Origin of the sequence: Streptomyces graminofaciens (assembly GCF_030294945.1) — a bacterium.
Classification (GTDB): Bacteria; Actinomycetota; Actinomycetes; order Streptomycetales; family Streptomycetaceae; genus Streptomyces; species Streptomyces graminofaciens.
The window spans coordinates 3,440,775-3,455,587 of record NZ_AP018448.1 but is presented as its reverse complement, the minus strand read 5'-3'; the positions used below and the strand labels follow the sequence as shown (position 1 = coordinate 3,455,587).

The 14,813-nt window shown below is 70.8% G+C and carries 12 protein-coding genes; 10 read left to right on the top strand and 2 right to left on the bottom strand.

Going from position 1 to position 14,813, the window contains the following annotated elements; all coding sequences use genetic code 11:
- The first annotated feature begins 54 nt into the window (after positions 1 to 54).
- From SGFS_RS14830 to SGFS_RS14805, 6 genes are all read left to right on the top strand, one after another.
- Positions 55 to 1,341, top strand: coding sequence for an aspartate aminotransferase family protein (locus SGFS_RS14830; protein WP_286250570.1), 1,287 nt, complete (start codon positions 55 to 57; stop codon positions 1,339 to 1,341).
- A gap of 181 nt (positions 1,342 to 1,522) precedes the next feature.
- Positions 1,523 to 3,094 (top strand): PucR family transcriptional regulator, encoded by a 1,572-nt coding sequence (locus SGFS_RS14825; protein ID WP_286250569.1) that lies wholly within the window; start codon positions 1,523 to 1,525, stop codon positions 3,092 to 3,094.
- A gap of 351 nt (positions 3,095 to 3,445) precedes the next feature.
- Positions 3,446 to 4,288, top strand: a complete 843-nt coding sequence (locus SGFS_RS14820; protein ID WP_286250568.1) for a nitrilase-related carbon-nitrogen hydrolase — start codon at positions 3,446 to 3,448, stop codon at positions 4,286 to 4,288.
- Between the two features lie 97 nt (positions 4,289 to 4,385).
- On the top strand, positions 4,386 to 5,789 hold the full coding sequence (hydA, locus tag SGFS_RS14815; protein WP_286250566.1) for a dihydropyrimidinase: 1,404 nt from the start codon (positions 4,386 to 4,388) through the stop codon (positions 5,787 to 5,789).
- Between the two features lie 11 nt (positions 5,790 to 5,800).
- Positions 5,801 to 6,820 (top strand): TIGR03842 family LLM class F420-dependent oxidoreductase, encoded by a 1,020-nt coding sequence (locus SGFS_RS14810; protein ID WP_286250565.1) that lies wholly within the window; start codon positions 5,801 to 5,803, stop codon positions 6,818 to 6,820.
- A 217-nt stretch (positions 6,821 to 7,037) separates the two neighbouring features.
- A complete protein-coding gene (locus tag SGFS_RS14805) occupies positions 7,038 to 8,597 on the top strand; it encodes an NCS1 family nucleobase:cation symporter-1 (RefSeq protein ID WP_286250564.1) in 1,560 nt (519 codons plus the stop codon).
- A gap of 48 nt (positions 8,598 to 8,645) precedes the next feature.
- On the opposite strand, the gene SGFS_RS14800 is transcribed toward SGFS_RS14805, so the two are convergent.
- A complete protein-coding gene (locus tag SGFS_RS14800; protein ID WP_286250562.1) occupies positions 8,646 to 9,317 on the bottom strand; it encodes a hypothetical protein in 672 nt (223 codons plus the stop codon).
- Between the two features lie 215 nt (positions 9,318 to 9,532).
- Between SGFS_RS14800 and SGFS_RS14795 the strand changes: the two genes are divergently transcribed.
- From SGFS_RS14795 to SGFS_RS14780, 4 genes are all read left to right on the top strand, one after another.
- Positions 9,533 to 10,225 (top strand): DUF4232 domain-containing protein, encoded by a 693-nt coding sequence (locus SGFS_RS14795; RefSeq protein WP_286250559.1) that lies wholly within the window; start codon positions 9,533 to 9,535, stop codon positions 10,223 to 10,225.
- A gap of 87 nt (positions 10,226 to 10,312) precedes the next feature.
- Complete coding sequence (locus SGFS_RS14790) at positions 10,313 to 11,146, top strand: class I SAM-dependent methyltransferase (RefSeq protein ID WP_286250558.1); 834 nt, start codon at positions 10,313 to 10,315, stop codon at positions 11,144 to 11,146.
- A 61-nt stretch (positions 11,147 to 11,207) separates the two neighbouring features.
- Positions 11,208 to 13,073: a gamma-glutamyltransferase family protein gene (locus SGFS_RS14785; protein WP_286250557.1), complete on the top strand. Its 1,866-nt coding sequence runs from the start codon at positions 11,208 to 11,210 to the stop codon at positions 13,071 to 13,073.
- Between the two features lie 111 nt (positions 13,074 to 13,184).
- Positions 13,185 to 14,030 (top strand): inositol monophosphatase family protein, encoded by an 846-nt coding sequence (locus tag SGFS_RS14780; protein ID WP_286250555.1) that lies wholly within the window; start codon positions 13,185 to 13,187, stop codon positions 14,028 to 14,030.
- On the opposite strand, the gene SGFS_RS14775 is transcribed toward SGFS_RS14780, so the two are convergent.
- Positions 13,966 to 14,634 carry a hypothetical protein gene (locus SGFS_RS14775; RefSeq protein WP_286250553.1) on the bottom strand — a complete coding sequence of 223 codons (669 nt, stop codon included), beginning with the start codon at positions 14,632 to 14,634 and terminating at the stop codon, positions 13,966 to 13,968. The genes SGFS_RS14780 and SGFS_RS14775 overlap by 65 nt on opposite strands.
- Between the last annotated feature and the right edge of the window lie 179 nt (positions 14,635 to 14,813).

Below are 14,813 nucleotides of genomic sequence, written 5' to 3'. Positions count from 1 at the left end.
GTACAGCCGTGACATACGCAGTACCCGTACAGCCGTGAAAGGAGTGGTGCAGCCGTGACCGACGAACTGCTGGGGCGGCACAAGGCCGTGATGCCCGAATGGCTCGCGCTCTACTATGCCGACCCGCTGGAGATCACCCACGGCGAGGGCCGCCATGTGTGGGACGCCGGGGGCAACAAGTACCTCGACTTCTTCGGCGGCATCCTCACCACGATGACCGCGCACGCGCTGCCCGAGATCACCAAGGCGGTGAGCGAGCAGGCCGGGCGGATCCTCCACTCCTCCACGCTCTACCTCAACCGGCCGATGGTCGAACTCGCCGAGCGCGTCGCCAAGCTGTCCGGCATCCCGGACGCCCGGGTCTTCTTCACCACGTCCGGCACGGAGGCCAACGACACCGCACTGCTGCTGGCGACGACGTACCGGCAGAGCAACCAGATCCTGGCGATGCGCAACAGCTACCACGGCCGCTCGTTCAGCGCGGTCGGCATCACCGGCAACAAGGGCTGGTCACCGACCTCGCTGTCCCCGCTCCAGACGCTGTACGTGCACGGCGGCGTCCGCACCCGCGGCCCGTACGCCGACCTGAGCGACGCCGACTTCATCGCGGCCTGCGTCGCCGACCTGGAGGACCTGCTCGGCCATGTCCGCCCCCCGGCCGCGCTGATCGCCGAGCCCATCCAGGGCGTCGGCGGCTTCACCTCACCGCCGGACGGCCTGTACGCGGCCTTCCGCGAGGTGCTGCAACGGCACGGCGTGCTCTGGATCGCCGACGAGGTGCAGACCGGCTGGGGTCGTACCGGCGACAACTTCTGGGGCTGGCAGGCGCACGGGCAGAACGGGCCGCCGGACATCATGACCTTCGCCAAGGGCATCGGCAACGGCGCCTCCATCGGCGGTGTCGTCGCCCGCGCCGAGATCATGAACTGCCTGGACAGCAACTCGATCTCCACCTTCGGCGGCACCCAGATCACCATGGCCGCCGGGCTCGCCAACCTGAACTACCTGCTGGAGCACGACCTCCAGGGCAACGCCCGGCGCGTCGGCGGACTGCTCATCGAGCGGCTGCGGGCGATCACCGCGGGGCACCCCGCCGTGAAGGAGGTACGCGGCCGGGGCCTCATGCTCGGCATAGAACTGGTCAGGCCCGGCACCGACGAGGCGAACCCGGAGGCCGCCTCGGCCGTGCTCGAAGCCGCCCGCCGGGAGGGCCTGCTGCTCGGCAAGGGCGGCGGGCACAACACCAGCGCGCTGCGGATCGCACCCCCGCTCTCGCTGACCGTCGCCGAGGCCGAGGAGGGCGCCGAAGCCCTCGAACGTGCTCTGAGGAGCATTCAGTAACGGAAGAGAAGCTGAGCAAAGGCGAGTGAGCCGAAGGAGCACGCCTGTGCCGAGACGCCATGGGGGCGCCTCCCGCTCGAGCGAAGCCGAGAGTGGGGGAGGGCCGAGCACGATCGGCGTCTCGACACAGGCTGGAGTGCCCCGGAGGCGAACCGAGCCGGAGAAAAAGGGGCACGCCGCCATGACCACCGCCTCGGAAACCTTGGAACCCGCCCTCTCGGTGCGCCAGGTCCTCACCCTGGACCGGGTGCTCGCCGGAGAGCCCGAGGTGGTGGCCGGCGCGAGCCAGCTCGACCGGCCCGTGCGCTGGGTGCACGTCGCCGAGGCCCCTGACGTGGGTGTGATGCTCACCGGCGGGGAGATGGTCCTCACCACCGGGGTCCTGCTCGCCGGCGACGAGGAGGCCCAGGCCGAGTACATCCGGTCCCTGCATCGGGCGGAGGCCTCGGCGGTCGTCCTCGGTCTCGGCCGCGCCTTCCCGACGCCGCCCGACGTGATGCGCCGGGCGGCGGAGCGGTGCGGTCTGCCCATGGTGGTGCTGCACCGGCCGTTCCCCTTCGCCGAACTGACCGAGGAGGTCCAGTCCCGGCTCGTGCGCCGGAAGTTCGCGGCCGTGAGCCTCTCGGAGGCCGTACGCACGGCCCTGACCGGCCTCATCACGGCCGGGGCCCCGCTGCAGCGGCTCCTCGACGAGATCGCCAAGCACGCGGGCTGTCCCCTCGTCGTCACCAACCTCGCGCACCGCGTCCTCGCCACAGCGGGGGAGCGGTCCGCGGTCGACGACGTGCTGCGCGACTGGGAGCGCATCTCCCGGCAGGCGGGCGGCAGCGAGGGCGACGGCTGGGTGCGGGCCGAGCTGGGCGGGCGCGGCGAGCGCTGGGGCCGGATCGTGCTGTGCGGCTACCGCGGCGACACCGCCACCGGGCGGCTGCTCGCCGACCGCGCCGCCGAAGCGCTCGTCCTGCACCGCATGCTCGGCGGCTCGGCGCACTCCTGGGAGGAACAGTCCGCGCAGAGCCTGCTGACGGACCTGGTCTCCGGGGTGGTCCCCGCCCGGCAACTGCTGCCGAGGGCCCGGGCGGCCGGGCTCCCCGTCAACCGCCGTACGTTCGTGCCGCTCGTCGTACGGGACGGCGACGCCGCCCAACTCGACCGAGTGCTGAGGATGTTGGGGCTCTCCGGACTCGTCGCCGAACTGGCGGAAGGAGCCGTCGCCGTACTGCTCAGCCTCGCCCGGGACCAGGACGCCGCCGCGCTCACCGCGCACTTCGCGACCCGGCTGCGGTCGGAGTCGGGGGTGCGGAAGACGGTCGTGGCGGCCGCGGAGCCACGCACGACGTGGGAGGAGGTGCCCGCCGCGCTGCGCGAGGCCCAGCATGTGGCCGACGCCGTCGCCCAGTCCGCGACCGGTCTCGATCTGCCGGTCGTCGTACGGCTGCGGGACGTCCATCTGCGCGGCCTGATCCGGCTGCTGCGGGACGACCCACAGGTGCAGGCCTTCGCGGAGCGCGAGCTGGACGGGCTGCTGTGCGGCGACCGGCACGCCGAGCAGGACCTGCTGCCCGTGCTGCGGACCTATCTCGCCACCGGCCGCAACAAGTCGCACACCGCTCAGCTGCACCACGTCAGCCGGCCCGCGCTGTACCGCCGCCTGGAGGCCATAGAGGCCCGCCTCGGCGTGGACCTCGACGACTTCGAGCAGGCCGCGTCCGTCCACATCGCCCTCCTCGCACATGACGCGCAACAGGGCTGAAACATGCCGGGACCTGGGAAAACGGCGGTGAAACATGCGCCCACGAAGAGGTGACACGGTGGAACGCGAAACGGCTCCAGACGTGACACCGTGCAACTCAAACCCGACTTCCGGACTTCCTAGGCTCCTGGGGCGGGCGTTGGAAGTCCCGTCTGCCCCACGACGCCCGGCACGCTCCCCCAGAGGGGGCACCCCCACTCGCCGCACCGGGCACAAGCCCAAGTACATCCAGTACGAGGTCTTGCACCCGGCACGCCGAGAGCACGCACCGGACGCCGCAGGGCCCGCCCTGCGGGCGGACGACGGTACTTCCGACGCCCGCCCCAGCACACCGAGTGACCGGAGGTCCCGATGAGCAGAGTCATCCGCGCAGCCATCTTCCAGACGGCCTGGACCGGCGACAAGGAGTCGATGATCCAGGTCCACGAGCAGGCGGCCCGCGACGCGGCCGCCCAGGGTGCTCAGGTCCTGTGTTTCCAGGAGCTGTTCTACGGTCCCTACTTCTGCCAGGTCCAGGACAAGGCGTTCTACGAGTACGCCGAGCAGATCCCGGACGGCCCGATCGTCAAGCGCTTCCAGGCGCTCGCCAAGGAACTGGGCCTCGTCCTCGTGCTGCCGATGTACGAGGAGGAGCAGCCGGGCGTCCTCTACAACACCGCAGCCGTGATCGACGCGGACGGCAAGTACCTCGGCAAGTACCGCAAGCACCACATCCCGCAGGTGCCCGGCTTCTGGGAGAAGTTCTACTTCCGCCCGGGCAACGCCGGCTGGCCGATCTTCGACACCGCCGTCGGGAGGATCGGTGTGTACATCTGCTACGACCGGCACTTCCCGGAGGGCTGGCGCGCGCTGGGTCTCGGCGGCGCCGAGATCGTCTTCAACCCGTCGGCCACCTCGCGCGGTCTGTCCCGCTACCTGTGGCAGCTGGAGCAGCCGGCGGCGGCCGTCGCCAACGAGTACTTCATCGGCGCGATAAACCGGGTCGGCGTCGAGGACCTCGGCGACAACGACTTCTACGGCACCTCGTACTTCGTGGACCCGGAGGCCCAGTTCGTCGGCGAGGTGGCGAGCGACAAGGAGACCGAACTCGTCGTCCGCGACCTGGACCTGGCCAAGCTCCGCGAGGTCCGCGACCGCTGGCAGTTCTTCCGGGACCGCCGCCCGGACGCGTACGAGCCGCTGACAGCGCCGTGACCAGGCAGTTCCCCGCGCCCTGCCAGGGGCGCGGGGAACTGCGCGACCAGCCACCGACGACCGGTACTTCCCCAACAACCCGAGGGAGCGTGAACCAATGAGCGGCCGTACAGTCATTCGCGGCGGTCTCGTCATCACCGCGTCCGACGAGATCCACGCCGACGTCCTGATCGAGGACGGCCGCATCGCCGCCCTCGCCGCGAGCGGCACCCCGGTCGCCGAGACCTGGACCGCCGAGCGCACGATCGACGCCACCGGGAAGTACGTGATCCCGGGCGGCGTCGACGCCCACACCCACATGGAGCTGCCGTTCGGCGGCACCTTCGCCTCGGACACCTTCGAGACCGGCACCCGGGCCGCCGCCTGGGGCGGTACGACGACGATCGTCGACTTCGCCGTGCAGAGCGTGGGCCATAGCCTGCGCGAGGGCCTCGACGCCTGGCACGCGAAGGCGGAGGGCAACTGCGCGATCGACTACGCCTTCCACATGATCGTCTCCGATGTGAACCAGTCGACGCTCAAGGAGATGGACCACCTCGTCGAGGAAGGCGTCACCTCCTTCAAGCAGTTCATGGCCTACCCGGGCGTCTTCTACAGCGACGACGGCCAGATCCTGCGCGCCATGCAGCGCTCCGCCGAGAACGGCGGCCTGATCATGATGCACGCCGAGAACGGCATCGCGATCGACGTACTGGTCGAGCAGGCGCTGGCGCGCGGCGAGACCGACCCCCGTTACCACGGTGAAGTGCGCAAGGCCCTGCTGGAGGCCGAGGCCACCCATCGCGCCATCAAGCTCGCCCAGGTCGCCGGCGCCCCCCTGTACGTCGTGCACGTCTCGGCGATGGAGGCGGTCGCCGAGCTGGCCAGGGCACGCGACGAGGGGCTCAACGTCTTCGGCGAGACCTGCCCGCAGTACCTGTTCCTGTCCACCGACAACCTCGCGGAGCCGGACTTCGAGGGCTCCAAGTACGTTTGCAGCACGCCGTTGAGGCCCCGTGAGCATCAGGCGAAGCTGTGGCAGGGGCTGCGGACGAACGACTTGCAGGTCGTCTCCACCGACCACTGCCCCTTCTGCTTCGTCGGCCAGAAGGAACTGGGCCGCGGCGACTTCTCCAAGATCCCCAACGGCCTGCCGGGCGTCGAGAACCGGATGGACCTGCTGCACCAGGCGGTCGTCGACGGGCACATCTCGCGCCGCCGCTGGATCGAGATCGCCTGCGCGACCCCGGCCCGGATGTTCGGCATGTACCCGAAGAAGGGCACCATCGCGCCGGGCGCGGACGCCGACGTCGTCATCTACGACCCGCACGCCGAGCAGGTCGTGTCCGCCGAGACCCACCACATGAACGTCGACTACTCGGCGTACGAGGGCAAGCGCATCACCGGCCGGGTCGAGACGGTCCTCTCGCGCGGCGAACCGGTCATCACCGAGCGGGAGTACACCGGGCACGCCGGGCACGGCACGTACACCCCCCGCTCCACCTGTCAGTACCTCAACTAGGAGTGGCGCCCATGGACTTCGGACTCGTCCTGCAGACCGACCCCCCGGCCTCGCGTGTCATCGAGCTGATGAAACGCGCCGAGGACAACGGCTTCACATACGGCTGGACCTTCGACTCCGCCGTGCTGTGGCAGGAGCCGTTCGTGATTTACAGTCAGATCCTGTCGCAGACCACGAACCTGACGGTCGGCCCGATGGTCACCAACCCGGGCACCCGCACCTGGGAGGTCACCGCCTCGACCTTCGCCACGCTCAACGACATGTTCGGCAACCGCACGGTCTGCGGCATCGGCCGCGGCGACTCCGCGATGCGTGTCGCGGGCCGCAAGCCCAACACCCTGGCCCGCATCAGCGAGGCGATGAAGGTGATCCGGTCGCTGGGCAGCGGGGGAGAGGCCGACCTCGGCGGCACGATCATCAAGTTCCCGTGGATCAAGGAGGGCGCCGAACTCCCGGTCTGGATGGCCGCGTACGGCCCCAAGGCCCTGAAGATGACCGGCGAGGAGGCCGACGGCTTCATCCTCCAGCTGTCCGACCTCTATCTGACCGAGTACATGGTCAAGGCGGTCAAGGACGCGGCCGTGGCCGCCGGGCGCGACCCGTCCGAGGTGAAGGTCTGCGTGGCCGCTCCCGCGTACGTCACCGAGGACGACTCACCGGAGGCCCTGGCCCACGCGCGCGAGCAGTGCCGCTGGTTCGGCGGGATGGTCGGCAACCACGTCGCCGACCTGGTGTCCAAGTACGGCGAGCACTCCGCGGCCGTACCGGAGGAGCTGACGGACTACATCAAGGCCCGCGAGGGGTACGACTACTCCCACCACGGGCGCGCCGACAACCCCGACACCCAGTTCGTGCCGGACGAGATCGTCGACCGGTTCTGCGTCATCGGCACCCCCGAGGCGCACATCGCGAAGCTGAACAGGTTGCGTGAGCTGGGCGTGGACCAGTTCGCGGTGTACGACATGCATGACGCGCAGGAGGCCGTGATCGAGGCGTACGGCTCGACGGTCATCCCGGCGGTCAACGGCTGACCTGGGGGTTCCCACCCAGGTCAGCGGCTGCGACAATGCCGCCGGCAACAATCCGGAATGAACCGCTCCACTCTTCGACCCCCCACACCTTGTCTCCCCTCCCCGCCGTCCCGGGGAGGGGCTGGGCGGGTCCGGCGAGGGCACGCGCCCTCGCCGGACCCGCCGGGGCCACCGCACGGCCTTTCTTTCCCGTCCCGCCTCCTTGATTGGCCTGCCCATGACCGAAACAGTTCCCACGGGGTCGCAGATATCCCAGTCCGCCGACTCCTCCGGCCGGATCGAGCTCGCCCCCGGGGCCTTCCCCGCCGACAGTCCCTTCGCCAACGAGGACCTTCGTCCCGTACCCGCCTCCGAGCGCAAGTGGACGACGTACAACTTCGCGGCGCTGTGGATCTCCATGGCTCACTGCATCCCCAGCTGGACCCTGGCCTCGGGCCTGGTCGCCCTCGGCATGGACTGGAAGCAGGCCGTCTTCACCATCGCCCTGGCCAACATCATCGTGCTGCTGCCGATGCTGGCCACCGGGCACGCCGGACCCAAGTACGGCATCCCGTTCCCGGTGCTCGCCCGTGCCTCCTTCGGTCTGCGCGGCGCCAACATCCCGGCGCTGATCCGCGCGGCCGTGGCCTGTGGCTGGTTCGGCATCCAGACCTGGATCGGCGGCTCCGGCATCTTCGCCCTCGGCTCCAAGCTCACCGGCGGTGAGTGGGAGAAGGCCGGGCAGATCGCGGGCAACCCGTGGCCGCTGTGGCTCTGCTTCATCCTCTTCTGGGCGCTGCAGATCGCGATCATCTACCGCGGCATGGACTTCCTTCGGCACTTCGAGAACTGGGCCGCGCCCTTCGTGATCGTCGGCGCGCTCGTGCTGCTGATCTGGATCGCGGTCAAGGCCGACGGCTTCGGCGCGCTGCTCGACCAGCCCTCCAAGCTCGGTTGGGGCCCGGACTTCTGGCCGGTCTTCTTCCCGTCCCTCATGGGCATGATCGGCTTCTGGGCCACCCTCTCCCTGAACATCCCCGACTTCACCCGCTTCGGCGCCAGCCAGAAGGCGCAGACCTGGGGCCAGTCCCTGGGCCTGCCCACCACGATGACCCTCTTCGCGGTCCTCGCCGTGCTGGTCACCTCCGGCTCCGAGGTCGTCTACGGCGAGGCCATCTGGGACCCGGTCGCCCTGGCGGCGAAGACGGACAACGCCTTCGGTCTGCTCTTCGCGCTGATCGTCGTGCTGGTCGCCACGATCTCCGTGAACATCGCCGCGAACGTGGTCTCACCGGCGTACGACCTGGCGAACCTCGCCCCGAAGCTCATCAACTTCCGGACGGGCGCGCTCATCACGGGTGTCGTCGGCATCCTGATCTTCCCGTGGAAGCTGATCTCCACGCCCGAGTTCTACATCTTCACCTGGCTCGGCGTGGTCGGCGGTCTGCTCGGCACGGTCGCGGGCATCCTCATCGCCGACTACTGGATCATCCGCCGTACGGTCCTGCACCTGGCGGACCTGTACACGCCGGGCGGCCGTTACTGGTACTCCAACGGCTGGAACTGGCGGGCCATCGCGGCCTTCGTCGTCGGTGGCCTCCTCGCGGTCGGCGGCTCGTACTCGACGGTGTCCGCGGACGGCGTGTCGTCGGGTCCGTTCCCGGCCGACGGCATCATCCCGTTCCTCAAGCCGCTCGCCGACTACGGCTGGGCGGTGGGTCTCGGCGCGTCGATGCTGCTGTACGTGGCGCTGATGAGCGGGGCGATGAAGAAGGAGAGGGAGCTGAAGGCCGTCTGACGGCGGTCGTCGAACAGCGCGGGCGGTGGCCGTGCCGGAGAGACATCCCTATCGGGACTTCTCCAGCGCGGCCACCGCCTCTTTCGCCGCCTTGATGGCGCCCTTGTTGATCTCGTCCGTGCTCGGCGCCTTCTTCGACTCGAAGTCGCTGCCGTTGTACGTGACGATCACCAGGGCGTTGGACACGCGGGCGAACACCACGCCTTCACGTGTCTGCTGCTTGTCCTCGGTGGTGAGGTTCACGACGGAGTAGGCCGAGTCACCGAGACCGGGTACGGCACCGCCGCCGCTCTTCTCCTTGAGTCGCGCGGCATAAGAGGTTTCGGCCTTCTTGTCCGATTCCTGGACCTCGTACGAGACGTCGAGCCAGCGGTAGTCGAAGCCCTCGAGCGCGTTCCAGGAACAGGTGCGGCGCACGGACTCGTTGGTCGACCTTATTTCCTTGCCGGCCGTCTTCGTGCCCGGAACAAGGGATTTGACCGTTTTCTCCGTGACGCTCTGGCAGGGTGTGGGCGCCGACGTGAACGTCTTGGACGCGGCGGAGGTCGGCGGGGCGGAGTCCGAGGCGGAGATCGGCGCGGAAGCGGTGTCCTTGGCGGAGTCCTCCCCGGCCGGGGTCGCGGCAAGCGGGCCGGACGACAACGCCCAGCCCGCCGTGGCGAGTACGGCGACCGGCAGAAGTCGTGCGGTCAGGGCGAGCGGCAGAGGGAGATCACGCACAGGCGCACTTCTCGGTGTCGGGGCGGGGGGTCCCGCCGGGCGGAAGGGTACGTCAGTCTCACACGACTGCCTGTGGGGCGGAAGTGCGGGCTCGTTCTGTGTATACGTGGCGGCCGGGACTCGCGTTCGAATGCGTGCGCGGGTCGCTCCGGGGCGTTTGTGTCCCCTCCGCGGACTCCCGGCTTCCGCCCCGGGGCGCGTGTCATGATCGGCTCATGATTCCGATACGCGGCCGCAGGGGCCCTCGTGTGCTGCTGACGGCGGCGGCGCTCACTCTCCTCGTGAGCGGCTGCGGACTCTCCGCCGAACTCGACCGCGAGCGCGACCCCGGCCGGGCCGAGCCCTCGCCGAGCGCCTCGCCGGCAGGCACGGAAGCGGCCGGGACGTGGCCTTCGGAAATGCCGGACCTCTCCGTCTCGGAGCTGGACGTACAGCCGACCGAGGTGCCCACGCCCGACCCGTCGTCCCCCTGTCCGGGTTCGGGTGTGAGGATCCGGCCGGAACTCGTGGCGACGGCGATGGGGCTGCGCGCGATGGGTGTGACCCTCACCAACTGCGGCAAGAAGACGTACACCCTCAACGGCTACCCCGAGCTCGAAGTCCTCGACGCGGAGAGCGAGCCCGCCGCCGTACGCGTCCTCAAGGGCTCAGGGCCGATCACGACGGCTGTGCCCGACCTCGGACCGCACGCCGTGACCCTGAAGCCGGGCGAGTCGGCGAGAACGGAACTGGTGTGGCGCAACACGGTCACCGAGGCGGACACGCCCGCCGTCAACGCCCCCTATCTGCGGGTGACTCCGGCGAAGGGCAGGCCCGCCGAGATCGTGGCCCCCGACGGCGGCATCGACCTCGGCAACACCGGACGCCTCGGCAGGACGGCGTGGGCGAAGGTCGCCGAGGGTTCGTGACCCGTCGGCCGCCGCAGGCCGCTCAACCGGTTGGGGGTTCCTCTTAACCGGTTGCGGGTTCCTCGCGGTGATCAGGACCCTGGACGCATGACTCGATCACCGTCTGCGACCGATCCTCAACCTCCCTCCCTGCGCGGCGACATCCTCGCCTACTACGAGCAGGGCAAGGAGGACGCCCGCCTCAGACAGGGCACCGGACGACTGGAGTTCTGGCGCACCCAGGAGATCCTGCGGCGCCTCCTGCCCGAGGCCCCCGCGCGCGTGCTCGACGTCGGCGGCGGCACCGGGATCCACGCGGAGTGGCTGGCCCGGGACGGGTACGAGGTCGAAGTCGTCGATCCCGTACCGCTGCACGTCGAACAGTCCGGCCGGCTCCCCGGCGTCACCGCCCGGCTCGGGGACGCCCGCGCCCTGCCCGCCGAGGACGCGGCCTACGACGCCGTGCTCTTCCTCGGCCCCCTCTACCACCTGCCCGAACGCCCGGACCGGATACGCGCCCTGGCCGAGGCGCACCGGGCCGTCCGCCCCGGTGGTGTGGTGATCGGGGCCACGATCAACCGGTTCGCGGGCCTCAACGACACCCTCCTGCAGGGGAACTACTTCCTGCCGGAGCGCCGTGTACGCGTCGACGCCGTCTCCGTCGACGGCAGGCATGCGGCCTCGTCGGACGACCCGCACTTCACAACCGCCTACTTCGCCGACCCGGCCGAGGTACCGCCCGAGTTCACCGAGGCGGGGCTCGTCCACGAGGGCCAGTACGGCGTCGAGGGTGTCGCCTGGCTGATGGGCGGGGTCGAGGAGTGGCTGGACGACCCGGAGCGCCGCGAGGCCGTCCTGGCGGCCACCCGGCGCATCGAGTCGGAGCCGTCGCTGCTGGGGGCGAGCGGGCATGTGCTGACGGTGGGCAGGCGCCGGGGCTGATCCGGGGTGATCGTGGTGCGTACGATCGTGCGACGCCCGCCCCGTTGTGAGGAGTCCGCCCGTGTTCACCACCCGACCGACGCTCCAGGGCACCTTCGGGATGGTGTCCTCCACGCACTGGCTCGCCTCCCAGTCGGCGATGGCCGTGCTGGAGGACGGCGGCAACGCGTTCGACGCGGCCGTCGCGGCGGGCTTCGTCCTGCACGTCGTCGAGCCGCATCTCAACGGCCCGGCGGGCGAGGTCCCGATACTCCTCGCCCCGGCGGACGGCGAGGTCCGCGTCCTGTGCGGGCAGGGCGTCGCGCCCGCCGGGGCGACGATCGAGCACTACAGGGGACTCGGTTTGAATCTCGTACCCGGTACGGGGCCTCTCGCGGCCGCCGTACCGGGCGCGTTCGACGCCTGGATGCTCCTCCTGCGCGACCACGGCACCAAGGAACCGGCCGACGTCCTGAAGTACGCCATCGGGTACGCGGAGGACGGGCACGCGCCCGTGGAGAACGTCGGGGCGACCGTCGAGTCGGTGCGTGAACTCCTCGAGAAGGAGTGGCTCTCGTCGGCGGAGGTGTATCTGCCGGACGGGCGGGCGCCGCGCCCCGGCGAGCTGTTCCGCAACCCCGCGCTCGCCGCGACCTGGCGGCGGCTGCTCGCCGAGGTCGAGGGAGCGGGCGGCCGGGAGGCCCGGATCGACGCGGCCCGCGAGGTGTGGCGCTCCGGCTTCATCGCCGAGGCCCTCGTACGGCAGGCCGCGCGGCCCACCATGGACACCAGCGGCGAACGGCACACCGGGACACTCGTCCGAGCCGACCTGGCCTCCTGGTCCGCCTCCTACGAGGCCCCGGTGACGTACGACTGGAACGGCTGGACCCTCTGCAAGGCGGGCCCCTGGAGTCAGGGCCCGGCGCTCCTCCAGCAGCTCGCCCTGCTCCCGCCCGAGCTGCCGGAGTACGGGTCCGCCGCCTACGTGCACCTGCTCGTCGAGGGCTGCAAGCTCGCCATGGCCGACCGGGAGGCCTGGTACGGGGACGCGGGAGCGGAGGTGCCCGTCGCCGAGCTGCTGTCCGACGCGTACAACGCCGAGCGGCGCGCACTCGTCGGCGACGAGGCGTCGTACGAGCTGCGCCCGGGCAGCCCAGGAGGGCGCACCCCGCGGATGAGCGTGCACGCGCGCGTGGTGGCCGCCGACGAACCCGGCTTCGACCCGATGGGGGCAGGCGAGCCGACGGTCGCCAAGGGGCTGCCGGGTGCCGGTGGGCCGACAGCGGCCGGGGGCCCGCGCTGCCCGGTGCCGGGCGAGCCCGAGGTCGCGGCCGACGGGGGCACCCGGGGCGACACCTGCCACCTCGACATCGTCGACCGCTGGGGCAACATGGTCGCGGCCACGCCCAGCGGGGGCTGGCTGCAGTCCAACCCGGTCGTGCCCGAGCTTGGCTTCCCCCTCGGCACCCGGCTCCAGATGGCCTGGCTGGACGAAGGCCTGCCGAACTCGCTCACCCCCGGGCGCCGCCCGCGCACCACCCTCACCCCGTCACTCGCGCTGCGCGACGGGGTGCCGGTGATGGCGTTCGGCACACCCGGCGGCGACCAGCAGGACCAGTGGCAACTGCACTTCTTCCTCGCGGTCGCCCTGCGCCCGCCGGTCCGCGGCGGCCTCGACCTCCAAGGCGCGATCGACGCCCCGAACTGGCACAACGACGGCTTCCCCAGCTCCTTCTTCCCACGCGGTATGCGACCCGGCAGTGTCACCGTCGAGTCCCGGATGCCCCCGGAGGTCGTCGCGGAGCTGCGCCGGCGCGGCCACGACGTCACCGTCGGCGAGCCCTGGTCCGAGGGCCGGCTGTGCGCGGTCGCCCGCGACCCGCGAACCGGGCTGCTGTCGGCGGCCGCGAACGCACGGGGCATGCAGGGGTACGCGGTCGGCCGCTGACCCCGGCCGACAGACCTCAGGAGGCCCACGCACTACGGACGTTCATGGCGATTCCACCCGTAGTACACCGTAGGGGTGGGGATTGTCAGTGGCGCGTGCTGTGATGGAGGCATGATCGAAGACACCGAAACCATCGACGAGTTTCTCGCCCGCCACAGCTCCGACGTCGAGGAAGCCGTCCGCAAGGCCGCCGCCGCGGAGATCATGCCGCGCTTCCGGCAGCTCGCCGCGCACGAGATCGACCAGAAGAGCGGCCCGCACGACCTGGTGACCGACGCCGACCGCAGGGCCGAGCTCTCTCTCACGGACGCGCTGTCCGCGCTGCTGCCCGGCTCGCTCGTGGTCGGCGAGGAGGCGGTGCACGCCAATCCGAAGACGCACGAGGCGATCCAGGGCGACGCCCCGGTCTGGATCGTCGACCCGGTGGACGGCACCCGGCAGTTCGTGCACGGCGAGCCCGGCTTCTGCACCCTGGTCGCTGTCGCCCAGGGTGGCGTGATCCGGGGTTCGTGGACGTACGCGCCCGCCCTCGACCGGTTCGCCGTGGCGATACGGGGCCGGGGCGCCACGCTCGACGGCGAGCCGCTGCGCGCGGGGTCGCCCGAGCCCGGCCGTGACCTCGAAGTGGCCACCTCCCACCCGGACTACACCACGCCGGAGCAGAAGGCGGCGCTGCTCGGCCTGTGGACGGCAGGGGTCGCCCCGCGCGCGTGCGGCTCGGCCGGGCTGGAGTATCTGGCCATCGCCCGGGGCCGGTTGGACGCCACGGCGTTCTCCTGGGAGGCGGCCTGGGATCACGCGGCGGGCCTGCTCCTGGTCGAGGAGGCGGGCGGCGCCCATCTGACACTGACCGGGGAGCCGTTCCGGATCACCGGAGGCAACGCGCTGCCGTTCACCGCGGCCCGGGACGAGGCCACGGCTCGCCGGGTGGTGGAGTTGCTGTCGGGCGGAGTCTGATCTGGGCGCCGGGGCGCTCGCCCGGCTTCCAGTCGTAGAAGCGGATCGTGGTGACCTCGAACTCGGTCACGGTGTCGACCGGCGGCCAGTCCTCCGCCTCGTGAGGCAGGTGGAGCACGTCCACGAATGCCCCCACGGTCTGCCCGATGTCCACGACCAGGCCGGTCCGGCCTGCCCCCCAGGGCAGCGCGCGGACCGTGCCGGTGACCCGGGCGCCCTGGGGCAGCGGGCCGGTGTCGTAGCGGCTGAAGTGCCGGTCCATCATCGCCGTTCTCCAGGCCCGCTCGAACACGGCTTCGGTGACGGGCACGGCTCCCGGCGGCTCCTCGACGGGACCTTCGCCGAGGACGCCGTACACGGCCTCGTAGAGCTGTACACCGAACAGGCCGAACTGCTCGCGTACCGCCGAGAGTTGGGCCTGCGAGGCGGCGACCGACGCGCCGCCGTCGGTGTGATCGGCGCGTTCGGGTCGCCACTCGGGCAGGTACGGGATCTCGCGCGCGCGGTCGAAGCCGGCCTGCCGCAGTGCCCAGCCGTCGTCCCCGACCTCGAACCAGTGCCAGGTGTCTTCCTCGGGATCACTGAATCGGAACCGGCGCGTCACCCTGCGGAGCCTACCCGTACCAGGGCCTGTCGTCTGGATCACGCCGGCTTCGGGCCGCGGCGCCGTGCGACTGCCGGTGAGCCGGGCGTGGGGGAGTGGGCAACCGACGACGACGCGGCAGAGGCGAGTGCCACGCCCCCTGGCCCAGGGGTGATCCAAAGGTAGGTCCTGGCCTTGTC